Annotated in this window: 12 protein-coding genes; 6 read left to right on the forward strand and 6 right to left on the reverse strand. The window is 63.8% G+C overall.

The genetic code is table 11. The features are described 5' to 3' along the window. Positions 1-156 precede the first annotated feature (156 nt). Positions 157-4626: a hemagglutinin repeat-containing protein gene (locus ACKJSM_RS11690; protein WP_410237510.1), complete on the reverse strand. Its 4470-nt coding sequence runs from the start codon at positions 4624-4626 to the stop codon at positions 157-159. A 94-nt stretch (positions 4627-4720) separates the two neighbouring features. Continuing rightward, a complete protein-coding gene (locus tag ACKJSM_RS11695) occupies positions 4721-6448 on the reverse strand; it encodes a ShlB/FhaC/HecB family hemolysin secretion/activation protein (protein ID WP_410237511.1) in 1728 nt (575 codons plus the stop codon). Between the two features lie 235 nt (positions 6449-6683). Between ACKJSM_RS11695 and ACKJSM_RS11700 the strand changes: the two genes are divergently transcribed. Further along, positions 6684-7805, forward strand: a complete 1122-nt coding sequence (locus ACKJSM_RS11700) for an HlyD family secretion protein (RefSeq protein WP_236177267.1) — start codon at positions 6684-6686, stop codon at positions 7803-7805. Beyond that, positions 7802-9394, forward strand: coding sequence for a DHA2 family efflux MFS transporter permease subunit (locus ACKJSM_RS11705; protein WP_236177265.1), 1593 nt, complete (start codon positions 7802-7804; stop codon positions 9392-9394). The genes ACKJSM_RS11700 and ACKJSM_RS11705 overlap by 4 nt, the downstream gene beginning before the upstream one ends. 4 nt (positions 9395-9398) lie before the next feature. Here the strand turns inward: ACKJSM_RS11705 and ACKJSM_RS11710 are convergent, their stop codons facing one another. Beyond that, positions 9399-9839, reverse strand: coding sequence for a carboxymuconolactone decarboxylase family protein (locus tag ACKJSM_RS11710; RefSeq protein ID WP_236177262.1), 441 nt, complete (start codon positions 9837-9839; stop codon positions 9399-9401). Positions 9840-10079: 240 nt separating this feature from the next. Between ACKJSM_RS11710 and ACKJSM_RS11715 the strand changes: the two genes are divergently transcribed. The 3 genes from ACKJSM_RS11715 (at position 10080) to ACKJSM_RS11725 (ending at position 14074) form a co-directional block, all read left to right on the forward strand. After that, the gene (locus ACKJSM_RS11715; protein WP_410237512.1) at positions 10080-10586 is read left to right on the forward strand and encodes a sigma-70 family RNA polymerase sigma factor; all 507 of its coding nucleotides are present in this window, start codon (positions 10080-10082) and stop codon (positions 10584-10586) included. Further along, on the forward strand, positions 10586-11545 hold the full coding sequence (locus ACKJSM_RS11720) for a FecR domain-containing protein (protein WP_410237513.1): 960 nt from the start codon (positions 10586-10588) through the stop codon (positions 11543-11545). The genes ACKJSM_RS11715 and ACKJSM_RS11720 overlap by 1 nt, the downstream gene beginning before the upstream one ends. 99 nt (positions 11546-11644) lie before the next feature. After that, positions 11645-14074, forward strand: coding sequence for a TonB-dependent siderophore receptor (locus ACKJSM_RS11725; RefSeq protein ID WP_410237514.1), 2430 nt, complete (start codon positions 11645-11647; stop codon positions 14072-14074). Between the two features lie 99 nt (positions 14075-14173). Here ACKJSM_RS11725 and ACKJSM_RS11730 read toward each other — a convergent pair whose 3' ends face one another. The 3 genes from ACKJSM_RS11730 to ACKJSM_RS11740 form a co-directional block, all read right to left on the reverse strand. Beyond that, the gene (locus tag ACKJSM_RS11730) at positions 14174-15745 is read right to left on the reverse strand and encodes a diguanylate cyclase (RefSeq protein WP_410237515.1); all 1572 of its coding nucleotides are present in this window, start codon (positions 15743-15745) and stop codon (positions 14174-14176) included. Between the two features lie 188 nt (positions 15746-15933). Continuing rightward, positions 15934-16707, reverse strand: a complete 774-nt coding sequence (locus ACKJSM_RS11735; protein ID WP_410237516.1) for an aldolase — start codon at positions 16705-16707, stop codon at positions 15934-15936. A gap of 12 nt (positions 16708-16719) precedes the next feature. Continuing rightward, positions 16720-17427 carry a haloacid dehalogenase type II gene (locus ACKJSM_RS11740; protein ID WP_011335133.1) on the reverse strand — a complete coding sequence of 236 codons (708 nt, stop codon included), beginning with the start codon at positions 17425-17427 and terminating at the stop codon, positions 16720-16722. A gap of 110 nt (positions 17428-17537) precedes the next feature. Between ACKJSM_RS11740 and ACKJSM_RS11745 the strand changes: the two genes are divergently transcribed. After that, a complete protein-coding gene (locus ACKJSM_RS11745) occupies positions 17538-18395 on the forward strand; it encodes a LysR substrate-binding domain-containing protein (protein ID WP_410237517.1) in 858 nt (285 codons plus the stop codon). The last annotated feature ends 3 nt before the right edge of the window (positions 18396-18398 follow it).

Consider the following 18398-nt stretch of genomic DNA (forward strand, 5'->3'; position numbering starts at 1 on the left):
GGTTTCTGCCGCACAAAAAAATGTGGGAGCAAGCCTGCTCGAGCTCGCGGCTCGTCAGCAACACCATGGTTGACTGACACATCGCGATCGCGTGCAGGCCGCTCCCACAGGGATTGACAGTGGAGGCAACACTCGCCACCTCCAACCAGTAAGCACTCAGCCTTTCTTGTCGATCCCGGCCTGAAGAACCTGACTGTCCAGGTGACCGCTCAGAGTCACCGGACCGACTTTCAGGTTGCCGTTATCAAGGGACACCTTCGGTGCGCTTTCCTCGGTTTTCTGCGGCAGGTCCAGGCCGGCCTTCACACCGAAACCACGGTTGTTCAGGTCGCGGCTGCTGACCTTCGAACCGCCCAGATCGACCTTGCCTTCGGTGGCGGAAATCCGCGCACCGGTCAGCTGCGTAGCGCCGCCGACAGTGAGGTTCACACCCTGACTAGCGCTGATGCCGGAGGCCTGTTTGACGCTGTCCTTGTGCGCGTATTCCCCGTCCACTTTCAGCGTTGGTTTGTAGTCGGTGCCAGCCAGCTTTCCCTTGTCATCGGCCGGTGTCTTCTTGGCGGTCAGGCCCAGATCCACATCAACCTTGGCGTGAGTGCTGGAGTCCTGACGGCTTTCGACCGAGAGATCACCCGCCACGTTGCCGCTGACATTGCGCGCATCAATCCTCGCACCATCCAGGCTTGCATCGCCGCCGCTGTTCAACACCACAGTGTCAGCCTTGATCTGGCTGTTCTGCTGGGTGGTGCCTTGCAGGTAATCCACGCCGACTTTGGCCCCGGCACTGAAGCCGTGATCGCTGCTGACTTTTTCATCGGCGGCGGTCGGGGTGCTTTTGCTCAGATTGCCACCGGCGTTCAACGCCACATTCCAGTTGTTGCGGCTGTCGGTTGACTGTGCAGACTCCTGAACGAAACCGCCCTTCTGCGCGTCGATGTTGACGTTTGGCGCGCTGACCTGAGTGCCTTGCAGGTGCACCGAATCGCCGCTCAACGCGATGCCGTTCTGGCTGTTGAGCTGGCCACCGCTGAGGGTCTGGGTGTTCTCGTTGACCCGGCCGACGTTGAAGTTGCCGCTGAGGTTGCCGCCCTGATCGCGGCTCTTCTCGCTGCTGGTCTTGCTGCCACCCGCCTTCAGGCCGCCGCCGAGATGGCTGCCGTTGGCGACGTGCGAGTCGGTGGCCGCTTGCAGGTCGAGCTTGCCGTCCGCCTTCAGGTCGATGGCACCGGCGCTGTCGATCTTCGTGCCTTGTTGCACCTGATTGCCGCCGCTGCTCAATTGCACCGGGCCGTTGCCGCTGAGGCTGGCGACATGGGCCTGGCTGTCGCTGGTTTTGTTGTCCTCGTGATCGAGCTGGAACCCGGCGCCGAGATCGACATTGGTGCCGTCGGTGCCCGGCAAGGTGCCGACGGTCAGCGAGCCATTGCCGCGCAGGCTGGAGCTGTCACTGCTCTGGCGATCGTTGGCCTGATTCAGGGCCAGGTCACCGCCGGTCTTGACGCTGACACCGCCCTGCCCGCCGTCGAAACGGCTGCCTTCGAACTGTGCGTCGCCGCCAACATTGATGTTCACACCCTGATTGCCAGCATAACCGCCGACCACCGCCGTGGCGCTGTTCTTGCTCGACTGGCTGCTGCCACCCGCGCCGCTGCCGGCCACGTTCACGTCTTCACCGGTTTTGGTGTAGACGCGCACATCGACCTTGGCATCGACCGAATGGTCGGTGCTGCTGCGGGTGTTGTTCGCGGCATCGGCCACCAGTTTATCGGCGCTGATGTTCACTTTGCCGGCGCTGGCCTTGTACTGGGTGCCCTGGTCGTGCAGGGTGCCGCCGACCTTCACGTCCACGGTCTGGCCGTCGAACCGGCTGACCACGGCGTTACTGCCCTGCTCGGTTTTATCGGCGCCGGCATGACCGATTGCCACGTCGATACCGACGTTCGGCTGACCAAGATTGGCCAGTGCGTCCTTGTCCGGCACTTTGCCGTCGAGCACGTCTTTCACCGCGCCGGCAATCGGCCGGGCGATGTCTTTGTACTCGACGTTGGCGCCGATGTCCGCCGACCAGTTGCTCTCGCTGTGGGTGCTGCTTTCGGTGTGGCTGGCAGCACGGTTGTCCACTTGGTTGGCGACGACGTTCAGACCGTTGCCGGCCTTCAGTTGCGCGCCTTCGGTGGCGAGCTTGTCAGCGTTGATGTTCAGGCTGCCGCTGCTCTGCACGCCGGTGGTTTGTGCAGTGGTTTTAGCGGTGGTGTCCTGCGAAGTACTGTGCGAGAAATCCACACCGCTGCCCGCGCGGTCGAGGCCGCCGGTGTAATAGAAACCGCCGCCGGTGCTGCGGGTTTCAGTTGAGGTGGTGTGGCTGTCCTGCTCGGCCAGCAGCGAGACGTTCTTGCCGCTCAGCGTGGTGTCGCCAGCGGTGGATTTCACCTCGGCGCCCTTGAGTGTCACGTCGCCGCCCGCCTTCACCTGTACGCTGCCGCCGCTGAGGCTGGAACCCTGCTGCGTGACATCGTTGGCGGTGAAGGTTTGCGCCTTGTCTGCGTAATGCACGCCGGCGCGATATTGCTCCGCCGTGTGCTCCTTGGCGTAGGCGTCGAAACCACGGGTTTGCGTGCTGTTGCTGCTGTCGTGGGTGTTCTGCGTGGAATGCACGTTCACGTCACCCGCAGCCTCGGCCACCAGCGCGCCGTCAGCCTTGACCGTGGAGCCGGCGACTTCGATGTCCTTGGCGCTTTTGAGCTTGAGGTTGCTGTCGGACGCCAGCTCGCTGCGCACCGTGGTGCTGTCCTTGCTGCTCTGGCGCGACTCGTCCTTGGTGATGCCGAAGAACTTGCTGTCCTTGTCGTGGTTGTTGCTGTGTGAGGTGTCCTGCACGCCGTCGATGGTCAGCGAGCCGTTGTCGCTGATCACGCTGGCGTCCTTGCCACCCCGCACCTGACTGCCGCTGATGCGCACGTCGTCAGCCTTGACCAGCAGTTTGCCGGCCGCGTTGACCTTGCTGCCCTGATGCTGGGTCTGGCCCTTGTCGGCATCGCCGGTCTTGCCGAAAAAGCCACCGCCGACCAGATCACCGGAATAGCGGTTGTCGCTGCTGCGATGGGTGCGAGTCGCGGTGGTGATGTCCACTTGTTTGCCGGCCAGTTGCAGATCGCCGGCGCTGTTCAGCTCGGCGCCTTCGGCGCGCAACAGTGCGGCGGTTTGCAGGGCGATGTTGCCGGCCTTCAACTGGCTGGTGATGCTGCGCTGCTCTTCGCTGCTGCTGTCCCAATCGGCTTTCCACAGATGTTTGCGGTGCTTGCCCTGATCGGTCTGGGTGTGGCTTTCAGTGGCGGCGGTCAGGCGCAGATCGCCGCCGCTTTGCACGCTGAGGTTGTTCTTCGCCTCGACCTTGGCGGCTTTCAGTTCGGTGTCTTTACCGGACGCCAACTGCGCGTCGCGGCTGGCGATGATCTGGCTGCCGTGCTGGCGCGAATCGCTGTCGGTCTGGGTGCGCTCGTAGGTTTCCCAGGTGATGCCGAGGGTGCTGTTGTTCCAGTTCTCGCGCTGTTCCTGGAGCTTGCGGCTTTCGACGGTGCTCAGGGTCAGGTTGCGTTTGGCCTCGACCTTCACGTCGCGACCGCTGACATCGGTGGCCGCCAGCGTCAGGTCCTTGCCGCTGTGCAGGCCGACGTCGCCCTGGCTGCTGCGGATGCCGGCGCGGGTCACGTCGAGGCTGTCCGGGATCGCCTGGCCGCTGACGCTCAAATCGCCCGCCGACCGAATCTGCACGCCGTCGCGCCCGGCGACTTGCACAGCCCCGACCTTCACGCCCGCGCCTTCAGCGGTGCTGACGATGTTGATACGCCCGGCCTGCATCGCGCCGAACAGGCTGGCGTCGATCCGTTGATCGGTGGTGTTGCCCGCCGGGTCCACGGCCTTCACCTGGCCGCTGGCGTAGTCGATCTGATTGCGCCCGACGGTGAGGTTCAGTTGGTCACGCGCAGTGATTGCGCCCTGGCTGTCGATGCGCGGCGCGATCAGGTTGATCGAACCTTCGCCATTGCGCAGGCCGCCGCCCTGGATCTGCAACTGACCGGTGGCATCGCGGGTGCTCAGAGCTTGCAGCTTGCCGTCGTTCAGCTCGGGACGGCCGACCACCAGGTTGGCGTTCGGCGTGTTGATGAAGCTGCCGCCGTTCACCGAAATGCCGTTCGGGTTGGCAAGCACGTAGTCGGCGGCGCGGCCGAAGATTTCCTGCGCACCGTTGATGGCCGACGGGTTGCGGCTGATCACTTCGTTGAGGATCACGCTCGCGGCCTGGCCCTGCAATTGCGGGTTGGCCGCCAGTTGCCCGGCGAGCTGCGATTGCCCGGCCTGCAAGGCGTTGTTCAGCACCAGGCCCTGACGGTCGACGTTGTAGTCGAGGAACTGGTTATGGGACAGGCCCGAGCCGTTGGGCGCGACGATATTGACGATCGGGACGCCACCCTGAGTTTGCAGTTGCGCGGTGCCGCCGGGGCCGGGCGCGACCACCACACCGCCGGCCATGGCGCCCGGCAGGTGGGCGACCAGAAACAGGCTGGCGATGGCCCAGCGCAGTTTGCCCCGTGGGGAAAGATGAAACGCAAAGGTGTTCATTGGCATAAAAAACTCTCCATGTAGTGCGGCATCACGTTGCGCGTTGAGTTGAAGGCCACGGCTGTCGCGCTCAGGCCCGATGGCTGTTGTTCACTGACGTTCATATCTGTAATCCGACCCGCATCAGCCAGGTTTCAGGCTCGCGGTGCAGGCCGGTCGGGGTGTTCAGGCTGCGTTGGTAATCGACATCCACTTGCAGGTTTTTCCAGCCCAGGTTGAGGCCGACGCTGGCGCCGCTCAGGCGTTTGCCCGAGGCGCCGTGATCGGCCTTGATCCAGCCGTGGTCGAGGCCGACGCGCGGGGTGAGCTGCACCGGCAAATCGCTGCGCAGCGGCAGGCGCAAGGTGTTGCGCCAGATCGCGCCGCTGGCGCCGGACGCGCTGCTGACCCGGTAACCGCGCACGGCGGAATCGTCGGTGCCGAGCAACTGTTCGATCGCCGGCAACGGATCCGGGCTGTACTGCACATTGAGTTGGCTCTGCCATTGCCAGGCTTGCGCGCCGAGCTGACCGTTGCGCCACTGGCTGAGGCCGGCCCGGTACTTGCGAAACTGGGCCTTGGGCAGATTCTTGACCTGATGATCGGCATCATCGTCGGCACCGAACCCGCGCAAGCCCTGGGCGTAGTTGATGTCGAGATTCCACACCGCACGATCGAGCCAGAACAGATTGAGCCCGGCTTCGGCCACGGTCAGGGTCGGGCTCTGGATGCCGAGGCGGACGTTTTCCAGATAGCTGTCGACGTCCTTGTGCGCCAGTTGCAGGTTGGCGCTGAGCTGGTGGCTCTGGTCGCGCCACAACACCCGGTCGGCGCGCAGGCTGAGCTGATCGGTGATGCCGGTGCTGTACAGGGTCGCCGTGCTGAGCTTGAACGGCGCGCGGTATTCGGCGTGGCTGGCGAAGGTGCTGAACGTCCAGTAACCGTAGGGAATCGCGTAGTAGAGGCTGGCGTTGCGGCTGTAGCGGTCGCCCTGGTTGAGGGTGTCGCTGGCGCTAAGGCTCAACAGGTCGTTGAGTTCGAGCGGACTGTCGAGGGTCAGGCTCAGCGTGTCGCGATCGCGGCCGGTGCTGGCGCTGCCGAGGTTGTCGAAACCGGCACCGAGGGCCCAGCGTGACTGCCCGGAGGTACGCGAACGCAGGATGATTTTTGACGCGCCGGGCTGGCTTCCGGGGGCGATGTCGGCGGTCAGGTCGAGCGAGCGCAGACGATTCAACTGATCCAGCCCCTGTTCCAGATCCCGCAGGTTCAGCGGCTTGCCGAGCATGCCCGGGAACGCCCCGCCGAGGGACACCGGCAGGCTCTGGTCGGCCAGTTCGATGGACTCGATGTAGCCTTCGTCGATCAGAATATCCAGCGACTGCCCCGCCGCTGGCGCGCGGCTCAGGTACGGCCGACTGGCGATGTAGCCCTTCTCCACGTACAGCGCGGTGAGGGTTGCCAGCAAATGGTTGATCTGACCGACGCCCATGCACGGCGCCAGAAGCGGTTTAATGCGAGCGTTGAGTTGGTCGCGGTCGATCAGCGTGACGCCGCCGATGCGCGTGCCGCTCAGGGGCCAGCAGTGCTCGTCGGGTTTGATCGATTCAGGAATGGCCGCAGTGGCAGGCGTCGGGCCGAACGCGCCGCGCTCCAGTTGGCGCTTGCGCTGTTCGAGTTGCAGCTGTTGCAGATCGCGCTGTTGCAGTTGCTGCTGGCGCAACACTTCCTGGCCAGAGGCTGGCGCTTCGGCGGCGAGAACGCTGGGCGCAGATACACTCAGCAACAAGGCCGACAACAGCGGGTGCGGCAGAGAACGACTACGAGAAACTGCGTAAAGCGAATACGACACTCAACATCCTTGCAATCAACTGGCTTAATGCCACCCCATCAATTGCGGTGATAGTCAGAGCCTTCCTACACAAATGCAAGACGCTTCCTACAGCGCTTACATTTCTTAAACAAATGATCAGCTTTTTTTAAACGCCCTCCATCTGACGGCCGGCGATAAAAATCAATTGCCACAAAATATTACTCGCGTCATATTACGACCGTAATAGCCATTCCGCTTCTTCAGGTATTACGCCATGACCAGCATGCCCACCGTAGAACCCGATCTCACCGCCCCGGTCAGTGCTCCCAAGCCTCCCCTGCTCAAACGCCTGCTGTTGCCCGCTGCGGGTCTGGCCGCGCTGGTATTCGCCGGCCTGTATGCCGTGCATTGGTGGGGCACGGGGCGATTTCTCGAGGAAACCGACGATGCCTACATCGGCGGCGACGTCACGGTGATCGGGCCGAAAGTCGCCGGTTACATCGAGGAAGTGCTGGTCAGCGACAACCAAAAGGTGAAGGCCGGCGACGTGCTGATCCGCCTCGACGCCCGCGACTACCGCGCCCACCTGGCCAAGGCCGAAGGTGCGGTCGCCGCCGAAGAAGCGCTGCTGGCCAACCTCGACGCCACTGAACAGCTGCAGCAAGCAGTGATCGGCCAGGCCCGCGCCGGCATTGATGCCGCCAGCGCCGAAACCGCTCGTTCGCGGGATGACAACGCACGCTACAAGCGTCTGGTGACCACCAACGCAGTCTCGGTGGAAAGCGCGCAACGGGCCGACGCCACCTTCAAGACTGCGCAAGCCTTGAGCGCCAAGGCCCAGGCCGAGCTGCTGGCCGCGCAGCGCCAACTCGCGGTGATCGAAACCCAGAAACAACAGGCCCGCGCCGCCCTGCAGCAAGCCCGGGCCGAGCGTGATCTGGCGCAACTGAACCTCGGCTACACCGAACTGCGCGCTCCGGTTGATGGCGTGATCGGCAACCGCCGCGCGCGGGTCGGTGCCTACGCCCAAGCCGGCTCGCAGCAGTTATCAGTGGTCCCGGCCAGCGGTCTGTGGGTCGATGCCAATTTCAAGGAAGACCAACTGGCGCGGATGAAACCCGGCCAGCGCGTGAGCATTCGCGCCGACGTGTTGTCCGGCCAGGAATTCCATGGTCGCCTCGACAGCCTCGCCCCGGCTACCGGTTCGCAATTCAGCGTGCTGCCGCCGGAAAACGCCACCGGCAACTTCACCAAGATCGTCCAGCGAGTGCCGGTGCGGATCCTGCTCGACCCCGCCGACGGCGTGCTCGGCCATCTGCGTCCGGGCCTGTCGGTGACGGCTGAAGTCGACACCCGCGCCCAGCCTGAAACCACCGCCGTGGCCAGCGCGCCATGAGCACCGCCCTCACCGCCGCCGCGCAGCCATTCAATGCCGCCAAGATGGCGACGGCGACCAAGGTGTTCGCCTTCGCCACGATGTGCATCGGCATGTTCATCGCGCTGCTGGACATCCAGATCGTCTCGGCCTCGCTGCGCGACATCGGCGGCGGGTTGTCCGCCGGCACCGATGAAACCGCGTGGGTGCAGACCAGCTACCTGATCGCCGAAATCATCGTGATTCCGCTGTCCGGATGGCTGTCCCGCGTGTTCTCCACCCGCTGGCTGTTCTGCGCTTCAGCGGTCGGTTTCACCCTCGCCAGCCTGCTTTGCGGCATCGCCTGGAACATCCAGAGCATGATCGCCTTCCGCGCGTTGCAAGGGTTTCTCGGCGGCTCGATGATTCCGCTGGTGTTCACCACGGCGTTCTTTTTCTTCACCGGCAAACAACGGGTGATCGCCGCCGCGACCATCGGCGCCGTGGCGTCGCTGGCACCGACCCTGGGCCCGGTGATCGGCGGCTGGATCACCGACATTTCGTCGTGGCACTGGCTGTTCTACATCAACCTGGTGCCGGGGATTTTCGTCGCCGTGGCGGTGCCGATGCTGGTCAGAATCGATCAGCCGGAACTGTCGCTGCTCAAAGGCGCGGACTATTTGAGCATGGTGTTTCTGGCGCTGTTTCTCGGCTGCCTGGAATACACCCTGGAAGAAGGCCCGCGCTGGAACTGGTTCAGTGACCAGACGATCCTGACCACCGCGTGGATCAGCGGCCTGGCCGGGCTGGCGTTCATCGGCCGCACGCTGCACGTGGCCAACCCGATCGTCGATCTGCGCGCGCTCAAGGATCGCAATTTCGCCCTCGGCTGCTTCTTTTCGTTCGTCACCGGGATCGGCCTGTTCGCGACGATTTACCTGACGCCGCTGTTTCTCGGCCGGGTGCGCGGCTACGGGGCGCTGGACATTGGTCTGGCGGTTTTCTCCACCGGAGTGTTCCAGATCATGGCGATTCCGCTGTACGCCTTTTTGGCCAATCGCATCGATCTGCGCTGGATCATGATGGCAGGGCTGGCGTTGTTCGCCCTGTCGATGTGGGAATTCAGTCCGATCACCCACGACTGGGGCGCCGGAGAATTGCTGCTGCCGCAAGCCCTGCGCGGGATCGCCCAGCAACTGGCGGTGCCGCCGGCGGTAACGTTGACGTTGGGTGGCCTGGCACCGGCGCGGCTCAAGCATGCCTCGGGCCTGTTCAACCTGATGCGCAATCTGGGCGGTGCAATCGGGATTGCGGCGTGCGCGACCATTCTCAACGACCGCACCAACCTGCACTTCACCCGGTTGGCGGAACATCTGAACAGCAGCAACGAAGCAGTGAATCAGTGGCTGGCCCAGGTCGGCGGCAACTTTGCCGCACTGGGTCAGAGCGGCGATGTCGGCCTCACCGCCAGTCTGCGTCAGCTATGGCTGCTGACCTACCGTGAAGCGCAGACGCAAACCTACGGCGACACGTTCCTGATGATCATGGTGTGCTTCGGCCTCGCCACGGCGATGGTGCCCTTGATGCGCAAGGTGCAGCCACCGGCCGCGCCGAGTGCCGATGCACATTGATCGATCAGGCTTGCGGGGTTTTACGGAAGCCCACGGCCAGGCGGTTCCAGCTGTTGATGGTGCTGATCGCGACCGTCAGGTCGACCATTTCCTTGGGCGAGAACTGGGCGGCGACGGCTTCATAATCTTCGTCCGGGGCGTGGGTCAGGCTCAGTTGGGTCAGGGATTCGGTCCACAGCAGCGCGGCGCGTTCACGTTCGGTGAAGAACGGCGCCTCACGCCACGCGGTCACGGCGAACAACCGGCGCGGGGTTTCGCCGCCCTTGATCGCGTCGGCGGTGTGCATGTCGATGCAGAACGCGCAGCCATTGATCTGCGAAGCGCGCAGCTTGACCAGTTCGATCAGGGTCTTTTCCAGCGGCAGTTTCGAGACGGCGGTTTCCAGGGCCATCATCGCTTTCAGGGCATCAGGGGACGCGGTGTAGAAATCGATACGAGGTTTCATCGAGGATCTCCGGGGCAAGTGAATGTGGGGCTACGTTAGTCCCGGCACCCGGACCGGCAAATAGCCAATCTCCCGGAAGATGGGTAGGCCACTGCGTTGGCGTCAGAAAAGAAAGTGTGAATGGGCAATTGCCAGCACTCGTTGCGCGCCACTAGAATGCGATCAATTCTTAATTGCACAGTTTTCGCACTCACGCCCGCACCCTTGGCAACGGACGCCCGAAACGAGTATCTGCCCTTCATGTCGTCCCTCGATCAGCCGTTGAATCAGCAAGTCCAGACGCTCTACAGCGAACACCACGGGTGGCTGCAGGGCTGGCTGCAACGCAAGTTGGGCAACCGCTGCGAGGCGGCCGATCTGGCGCACGATACCTTTTTGCGCCTGCTCACCCGTCAGGTGATCAAACCGCTGGGCAGCGAACCCCGGGCATTGCTGACGCACATCGCCAAAGGCCTGATGATCGATCGCTGGCGGCGGCAGGACCTGGAGCGCGCGTATCTGGAAACCATCGCGCACCTGCCCGCCGCCGAAGTGCCGTCGCCGGAAACCCGCTACCTGATTCTCGAAACCCTGTGGCGCATCGAAGCACTGCTGCGCGAACTGCCGCAGCAGACCCGCGAGACCTTCCTGCTGTCGCAGATCGAAGGCCTGACCTACGCGCAGATCGCTACGCGCCTGAGTGTTTCGCTGATCACCGTCAAACGGCACATGCGCGCCGCGTTCATTGCCTGCCTGAGTGTCGCCTGATGCATTCGTCGATGATCAACCCGCAGATTCTTGGCGAAGCCGCCGACTGGCTGGTGCAACTGCATTCCGGCACCGCGACACCGTCCGACCATCAGGCCATCGCCCAATGGCGCACCCGCAGCGCCGAGCACGCCATCGCCTGGCAGCGGGCCGAAGCGTTGCTGGGGGACTTGCGCAGCGTGCCGGCCAACGTCGCGCTCCAGACCTTGAAACGCGCATCCCGCAAAGAGGGCTTGAGCCGTCGCCAGACCCTCACCCGCCTCGGTTTGCTGTTGATGGCCGGGCCGTTGGGCATCGCTTCGCAGCATGTGCCGTGGCAGCAATGGACCGCCGACCAACGCACCGCCGTCGGCGAGCAAAAGCACCTGCAACTGCCGGACGGCACCCAGTTGATGCTCAACACCGACAGCGCCGTGGACATCGCCTTCAGCCCGGTGGAGCGTCGGGTCTTGCTGCTCAACGGCGAAGTGCTGATCAACACCGCCGCAGACGCCAGCGCCCGCCCGTTCATTGTCGAAACCCCACAAGGCGTGGCCCGCGCACTGGGCACGCGATTCTGCGTACGCACCGAGGGTTCGCGCAGCCAGGTGTCGGTGCTCGAAGGCCAGGTTCAGATCACCCCGCAATTGCTCCAGCAAAGCGCGATTCTCAAGGCCGGCGAGCGCCAGCGCTTCAAGCTCAACGGCTTCGACAGTGCCGAACCTTTCGACACTGCGTCCCTGGCCTGGGACAAAGGCATGCTGCTGGCCAGCAACATGCGCCTGGACGAATTACTCGGCGAGTTGAGCCGCTATCGCCCAGGCGTGCTGCGCTGTGATCCGGACGTGGCGGCGATGCGCGTGTCCGGAGCGTTTTCCCTGCGCGACACCGACGCCAGCCTGCGTCTGCTCAGCGATACATTGCCGCTGAAGATCACCAGCCTGACCCGTTATTGGCTGTCGGTGGAGCCCCGTGTCTGAGCCCTCGGAAAATATTTTCCGTATTCACTGATACCTTTTCGCGACTCGTCCGGTGAGTGGATAGACCTTCCCATTCCACGCCCCCGACAGGAACACCGAATGACCGCAATGCCATCGCCCCGCCCTGCCAATTTTGCGCTCAAGGCCCTGAACCTGAGCCTGGCCCTGGCCTTCAGCGCCCTGCTGCCGAGCGCCGCCCACGCCGCCGACAGCGTCAGTGAAAGCGCCCGCCGCAGCGTCAACATCGGCCCCGGCCTGCTCAGCCATGTGCTGGCGCAATTTGCGGTCAGCGTCGGCGTGCCGCTGTCGTTCGATCCGGCGCAACTGGGCAATCGCCAGAGCCCCGGCCTGCAAGGCAGTTACACCGCGCAGAGCGGTTTCGCCCGGTTGCTGGAAGGCAGCGGTTTCGAGCTGATCAGCACCGGCCACAACGGTTACACCGTGGCGCCGAAAGTCGCGGCGGACGGCGTACTGGAACTCGGCGCCACCAACGTCAGCGCGCTGCGCGACGACAGCGGCGCCACCTACGGCGGCGAACAGGTCGCCCGCCGTGCGCAGATCGGCATGCTCGGCAACCAGGAGGTCAACGACCTGCCCTTCAGCGTCACCAGCTACACCGCCAAGACCATGGCCGATCAACAGGCCCAGACCGTCGGCGATGTGTTGCTCAACGACGCCTCTGTGCGCCAGTCCAACGGCTTCGGCAACTTCTCGCAGATGTTCATGATCCGTGGGCTGCCACTGGCCTCCGATGACATTTCCTATAACGGCCTGTACGGCGTGCTGCCCCGGCAGATCATCGCCGTCGAAGCGCTGGACCGAGTGGAACTGTTCAAAGGCCCGAACGCGTTCGTCAACGGCGTGACCCCGAGCGGCAGCGGCATCGGTGGCGGGATCAACCTGCAACCCAAACGCGCGATGGACACGCCGACCCACAGCGTCACCCTCGATTACAGCGCCGACGGCCGGGTCGGCGGGCATCTGGATCTGGGCCAGCGCTTTGGCGAGGACAACCGCTTCGGCGCGCGGGTCAACCTGATGCAGCGCGAAGGCGATACTGCCGTCGATGACGAAGACCAGCGCTCGTCGCTGTTCAGCGTCGGCCTGGACTATCGTGGCGATTGCCTGCGGGTCTCGACCGATTTCGGCTATCAGAAGCAGGTCATCAACCAGGGGCGCTCGGTGATCTACGTCGATTCGAGCCTGACCATAGCCCCCAAGGTGCCGCACGCCAATGCCAGCTACGCCCAGAGCTGGAGCTATTCGCAACTCGAAGACACCTTCGGCATGGCCCGCGCCGAGTACGACCTGAACGACAACTGGACGGCCTACGTCTCCGGCGGCGCCAAGCACACCCGCGAGAATGGCGTGTATTCATCGCTGACCGTCACCGACCTCAACGGCAGCGCCCGTGGCGGCATGCTCTATTCGCCCCACGACGAGGACAACCAGAGCGCCATGGCCGGACTCAACGGCCGTTTCGACACCGGCCCCGTCACGCACCAGTTGAACCTCGGCTGGGCGGGCATCTGGGGCGAGCAGCGCTCGGCGTTCGAAACCATCAGCACCGCCGGGCGCTACAGCACCAACCTGTACAACGTCACCGACAAACCGCGCCCGGCGCCCACCTCGTTCGCCAGCGACATCAACGACCCGCGCATCACCGGCAAGAACACCCTGCGCAGCGAGGCGATTTCCGACACCCTCGGCTTCGTCGATGACCGCATCCTGCTGACCCTCGGCGTGCGTCGCCAGGAATTGAAAGTCGACGGCTGGAGCACCGCCACCGGCGCCCGCACCTCAAGTTATGAAGAGTCGATCACCACTCCGGTCTACGGCCTGGTGATCAAGCCGTGGGAACACGTGTCGTTCTATGCCAACCGCATCGAAGGCCTGGCCAAGGGCCCGACGCCGCCGACCACGGCGATCAACCGCGACGAAACCTTCGCCCCGGTGCGCAGCAAGCAGATCGAGGCCGGCGTGCGCCTGGACATGGGCAGCTACGGCGCCAACCTCGGCGTCTATCGCATCGAGCAACCGTCGAGCTACACCCAGGACGGAATCTTCCGGGTCGACGGCCAGCAGACCAACAAAGGCATGGAACTCAACGTCTACGGCGAACCGCTCGACGGCCTGCGCCTGCTCAGCGGCGCGACACTGATGAAGACTGAACTGGAAGGCAGCAGCAACGGCGTGAATGACGGCAACCGCGCCGTCGGGGTGCCGCGCTTCCAGTTCAACCTCGGCGCCGACTGGGACATTCCAGGCCTCGAAGGCGCCGCCCTCAGCGCGCGGATGTTGCGCACCGGCGGCCAGTACCTGAACGCGGCGAACACCCAGAGCATTCCAGCGTGGAACCGCTTCGACCTCGGTTCGCGCTACGCCTTCAAACTGGATGAAAAGCAGATCACCCTGCGGGCCAATCTGGAGAACGTCGCCAACGAAGCCTATTGGGCCTCGGCCAACGGCGGTTACCTGACCCAGGGCACGCCGCGCACGCTGAAGGTTTCCGCCACCGTGGACTTCTGACCGCTCGTCATCCCGCCGGCGGTGACACTGGCGGCTGAACGAACAAGAGCAGGTCAGGGTGAAGGCCAGGGCCTGTGTCCGAACCCGATTGGTTTTTTGTCAGCGATCCGAACGCATCAATTCGCCAACACCAACGTCCATCGACAACACGGCCGCGCGGTTGCGGCCGGCGTTCTTGGCCTGATACAGCGCCGCGTCCGCACGCTGGATGAACAGCTCCGGACTGTCGTTGCCCATCGGAATAAACGAATAGCAACCCAGGCTCACCGTGAGATAACCGGTGGGCGAGCCACTGTGGGCGATGTGTTTATCCATGACGCTGCGACGGATCTGCCCGGCAATCGCCAGCGCGCCGTTGATGTCGGTGTCCGGCAGCAACACGGCGAATTCTTCGCCGCCGTAACGCACCGCCAGATCAGACTTGCGCTGGCAGCAGTTTTTCACCACCTGCGCGACCTGCGTCAGGCAATGGTCACCGGCCACGTGGCCGTAGGCATCGTTGTAGCGTTTAAAGAAATCGATATCGAGCATGATCAGGCTGACCGGGCTCGACTGCCGAGCGCCCCGGGCAAACTCCACCTCCAGCGAGCGCTCGAACAGACGCCGGTTGGCCAGCCCGGTGAGGCTGTCGTGGGTGGCGATCTGCTCCAGCGCCCGCTGGGCCTTGCGCAGGTTTTTTTCGATCCGCTCGCCATCGCGCACCTGATGAATGAACACCCAGCCGAACAGCCCCACGCCGAGCATCACCAGCGCCACGATCACGCTGGACTGGAAAGCCCGGTCGTGCCAGCCCTGGAGAATCGTGTCCCGAGATGACGAAGCGGACACCACCAGCGGATAACTTTCCAACTGCCGGTAACCATAAAGGCGCGTGACACCATCAACCAACGAATCGATCATCGCGGTGCCGGCGGTGGCATTGGGCAGCAGCTTCTGATAGATCTCGCCCTTGGCCATCGAGGTGCCGATCAAGGCCTCATCGAACGGCCGGCGAGCCAGCACGGTGCCGTCGGTCAGGCCAAGAAACATGGTGCCGTTGTCATCCAGGCTGAAGCTTTTAAAGAACTTGTCGAAGTACGACATCTTGATCCCGGCCAGCAATACCCCCTGAAAATTGCCGGCGTGGTCGCTGACCCGCTTGGAGATCGGGATGATCCACTCGCCGTTCTCGCGGCTGCGGATCGCCGGACCGATGTGTGCCACACCCGACACGTTCTGCTGGTGAAACCTGAAGTACTCGCGATCCGCCACGCCATTGCCGCGCGGCAGATCCGGGAACGAGGTAATCACCCACTGCCCTTCGCGGTCGAACAGGAACATGCCGTGCAACTGCTCCAGTTGCTGCACCCGCCGTGCCAGGGTCTTCTGAAGGCGTGGCCTCTGCGCCGCGCCATAACCATCGTCCTGAACCCAGTCGACCAGGCCTGTCAGTACCAGATCCGCCGCCAGAAAGGTGTCTTCGGCCTGCTGCGCCATAGCCCGGGTCAGGTTGGCCGAGGCCACTTGCGCGTTCGCCAGATCCTGGCGCCGCGATTGCTCGATCTGCAAATACAGCAGGCCGGACAGGCTCAGACACACGGCAACGATGAACAACACCGCTGCCTTGCGCAGGGGCAAGCGCTTGAGAGTGCCGCCGGGGGCCTGGTGCGGATCGTGAATGGGGATAGGCAAAAGCGTGTCCTGGGCAGGTACGACAGGGGCGAAAGCCCGAAACCCTTGTATTTTGTGAGCGTAGCCCACCGGGTTGTGTGGGGCAACCAAGTGCCCCCGCGACGATCCCGACCCTGTTGCTATCGGCGCGCAGGGCAATTGGATGACCTGCGGCGCGAATTATTTTTGCCTGCCCGTTTTCCTCGCTTTCACCCCCGGCTCGACAACCGCCGCATTGCACTGTGCAGATGCGCCCGCGCACTCTCGGGATCGCCCTCGCGCATCTGCTCGTACGCCCGTTGCGCTACCGCGTGCGGCACCGGTTTCAACACCCGATGCGTGGCCATCGCCAGCAATTGCACTTGCGCGGCACGCTCCAGGTAATACAGATCGTCCCAGGCCTCGGCGATGGTCGGGGCGGCGACGATCACCCCGTGATTCTTGAGGAACAGAATGTCGGCATCGCCCATCATCTCGGCAATCCGGTCGCCTTCACGCGCGTCCAGCGCCAGCCCGTTGTAATGCTCGTCCACCGCCGTGCGCCCGTAGAATTTCAGCGCGGTCTGGCTCAGCCACAACAGCGGCGGCCCCTCCAGCAGGCACAATGCCGTCGCGTTCGGCATGTGCGTGTGGAACGCAACTTTCACCCGTGGCAGTCGCTGATGCAGGCGCGCGTGAATGTAAAAAGCAGTGGCCTCCGGCTGGCCCTCGCCGTCCACCACGTTGCCGGCGAAATCGCAGACCAGCAGGTTATGCGCCGTCACCTCGGAAAACGCATAGCCGTAGGGATTGACCAGAAACAGATCAGCGTGCCCCGGCAACATCGCCGAAAAGTGATTGCAGATCCCCTCTTCCAACCCGTGCAGCGCCGCCAGTTGAAAGCACGCCGCCAGCTCTTGGCGAGCGGTGATGATGGCTTCGCTGTCGAGGTTCACCGAGGCGTAACGCGCGGGTCGGGCGCTGCCGGTCAGGGTATGGGCCATGGCGAACCTCCTTTATGACCAGCCAAGGGATGCGAACAGCGGCAGCACTTCGTCCAGCGTGTTGAGGATCGCGTCGGGTCGATAGTCCGGCAGCAACTGACGACCGGTCCCTCGATCAATCCATACGCAGCGAAAATGCATGTCGCGGGCCGCCGTGTGGTCGAGCATCGGGCTGGCGCAGATGTGCACCACCTGATCGCGGCTGACGCCCAATTGCTCATGAGCGTAGTCGAACAGCCGGGGCGCCGGTTTGTAGGCGCCAGCCTGTTGCGCGGTGATCACCCGGTCGATGTGACCACCCAGTTGAGCGACGTTGCCGGCGATGATGTCGTCATCGGTGTTGGAGACGATGCACAGCTTGAAACCCTTGGCCTTGAGCTGCGCGAGGGTCTCGACGACTTCGGGAAACGGCGGCATCTGCGGGATCGCGGCGGCCAGGCGCTGGCTGTCCTGGCTGGCACTCGCCAGCCCCAGTTCCTCCAGCGCCAGTTGCAGGCCGAGGGTGCTCAGCTCGCGGAACGAGCGGTGCGGCGGTGTCTGTTCCAGGCGATGTTCGTGGCGGTCGTAGACCTCGATCAGGCGCCCGGCATCGACCCGGTGTTCGCCCTTCTCGCTCAGGATCCGCTCGGCCACGGCGCGCAGGCCTTCGTCCCATTGAATCAAGGTGCCGTAGCAATCGAAAGTCAGCCATTGCGGGCGCGGTGTGTTGATCAACGTCATGGGGGCATTCCTCTGCAAGTGAGGGCTTCAGCTTATGAACTCGGGGTGATAGTGTGAAATTAAATAAATAGCCAACCGTCAGTTGCCAAACCAATATCGAGACCGCCGCCATGCTGGATCTGGAACTGCTGAAAACCTTCGTCTGCGTGGTTGATGAAGGCAGCTTCACCCGCGCCGCCGAACGCGTCCACCGCACCCAATCCACGGTCAGCCAACAGGTGCGCAAACTGGAAGACCTGGTCGGTCACGCCCTGCTGTTGCGTGATCGCACCGGGCTGAACGTCAGCGTCACCGAGCACGGCGAACTGCTGATCCATTACGCCCGCCGACTACTGGCCTTGTCCGCCGAGGCCAGCGAAGCCCTGGCCAGCGACCTGGATCTGGAAATCCTGCGCATCGGCATGCCAGAAGACTTCGACGCCCGACGCATGGCGCTGATCCTCGCCGGCTTCACCCGCAGCCACCCGCAAGCGCGGCTGGAAACCGTCAGCGGCATGAGCCTCGACCTGCGCCAACGCCTCGACAGCGGCGAAATCGACATCGCCCTGATCAAACGCGAACCCGACAGCGGCCCCGCCTGGGCGACCTGGCCGGAACGACTCGTTTGGGTCAAAGGCGCGGAATTCGACTCATCCATTGGCGTGTTGCCGCTGGCATTGTTTCCCCAAGGCTGCCTGTACAGGCAACGGGCGATCCGCCTGCTCGACGTGGCGCAACGCCCCTGGCGCGTGGCCTTCGGCAGCCACAGCCTGACCGGCATTCAAGCGGCGGTCGCCTCAGGGCTCGGGGTTTCGGTGCTGCCGGCTTCGGCGGTGTTGCCGGAACATCGGGTGTGCACGGATTTGCCGCTGTTGCCGCCGACGGAGCTGGCGCTGGTCAGCCGCGAGGGGGTGTTGAGCGGATTGCAGCGCGGGTTGGTGGAGTTTTTGCGCGGGGAACTGGGGGTGGATGCGGGGGGATTTGCTTGATCC

It is taken from the genome of Pseudomonas sp. PHC1 (genome assembly GCF_046487845.1).
Lineage (GTDB): Bacteria > Pseudomonadota > Gammaproteobacteria > Pseudomonadales > Pseudomonadaceae > Aquipseudomonas > Aquipseudomonas sputi.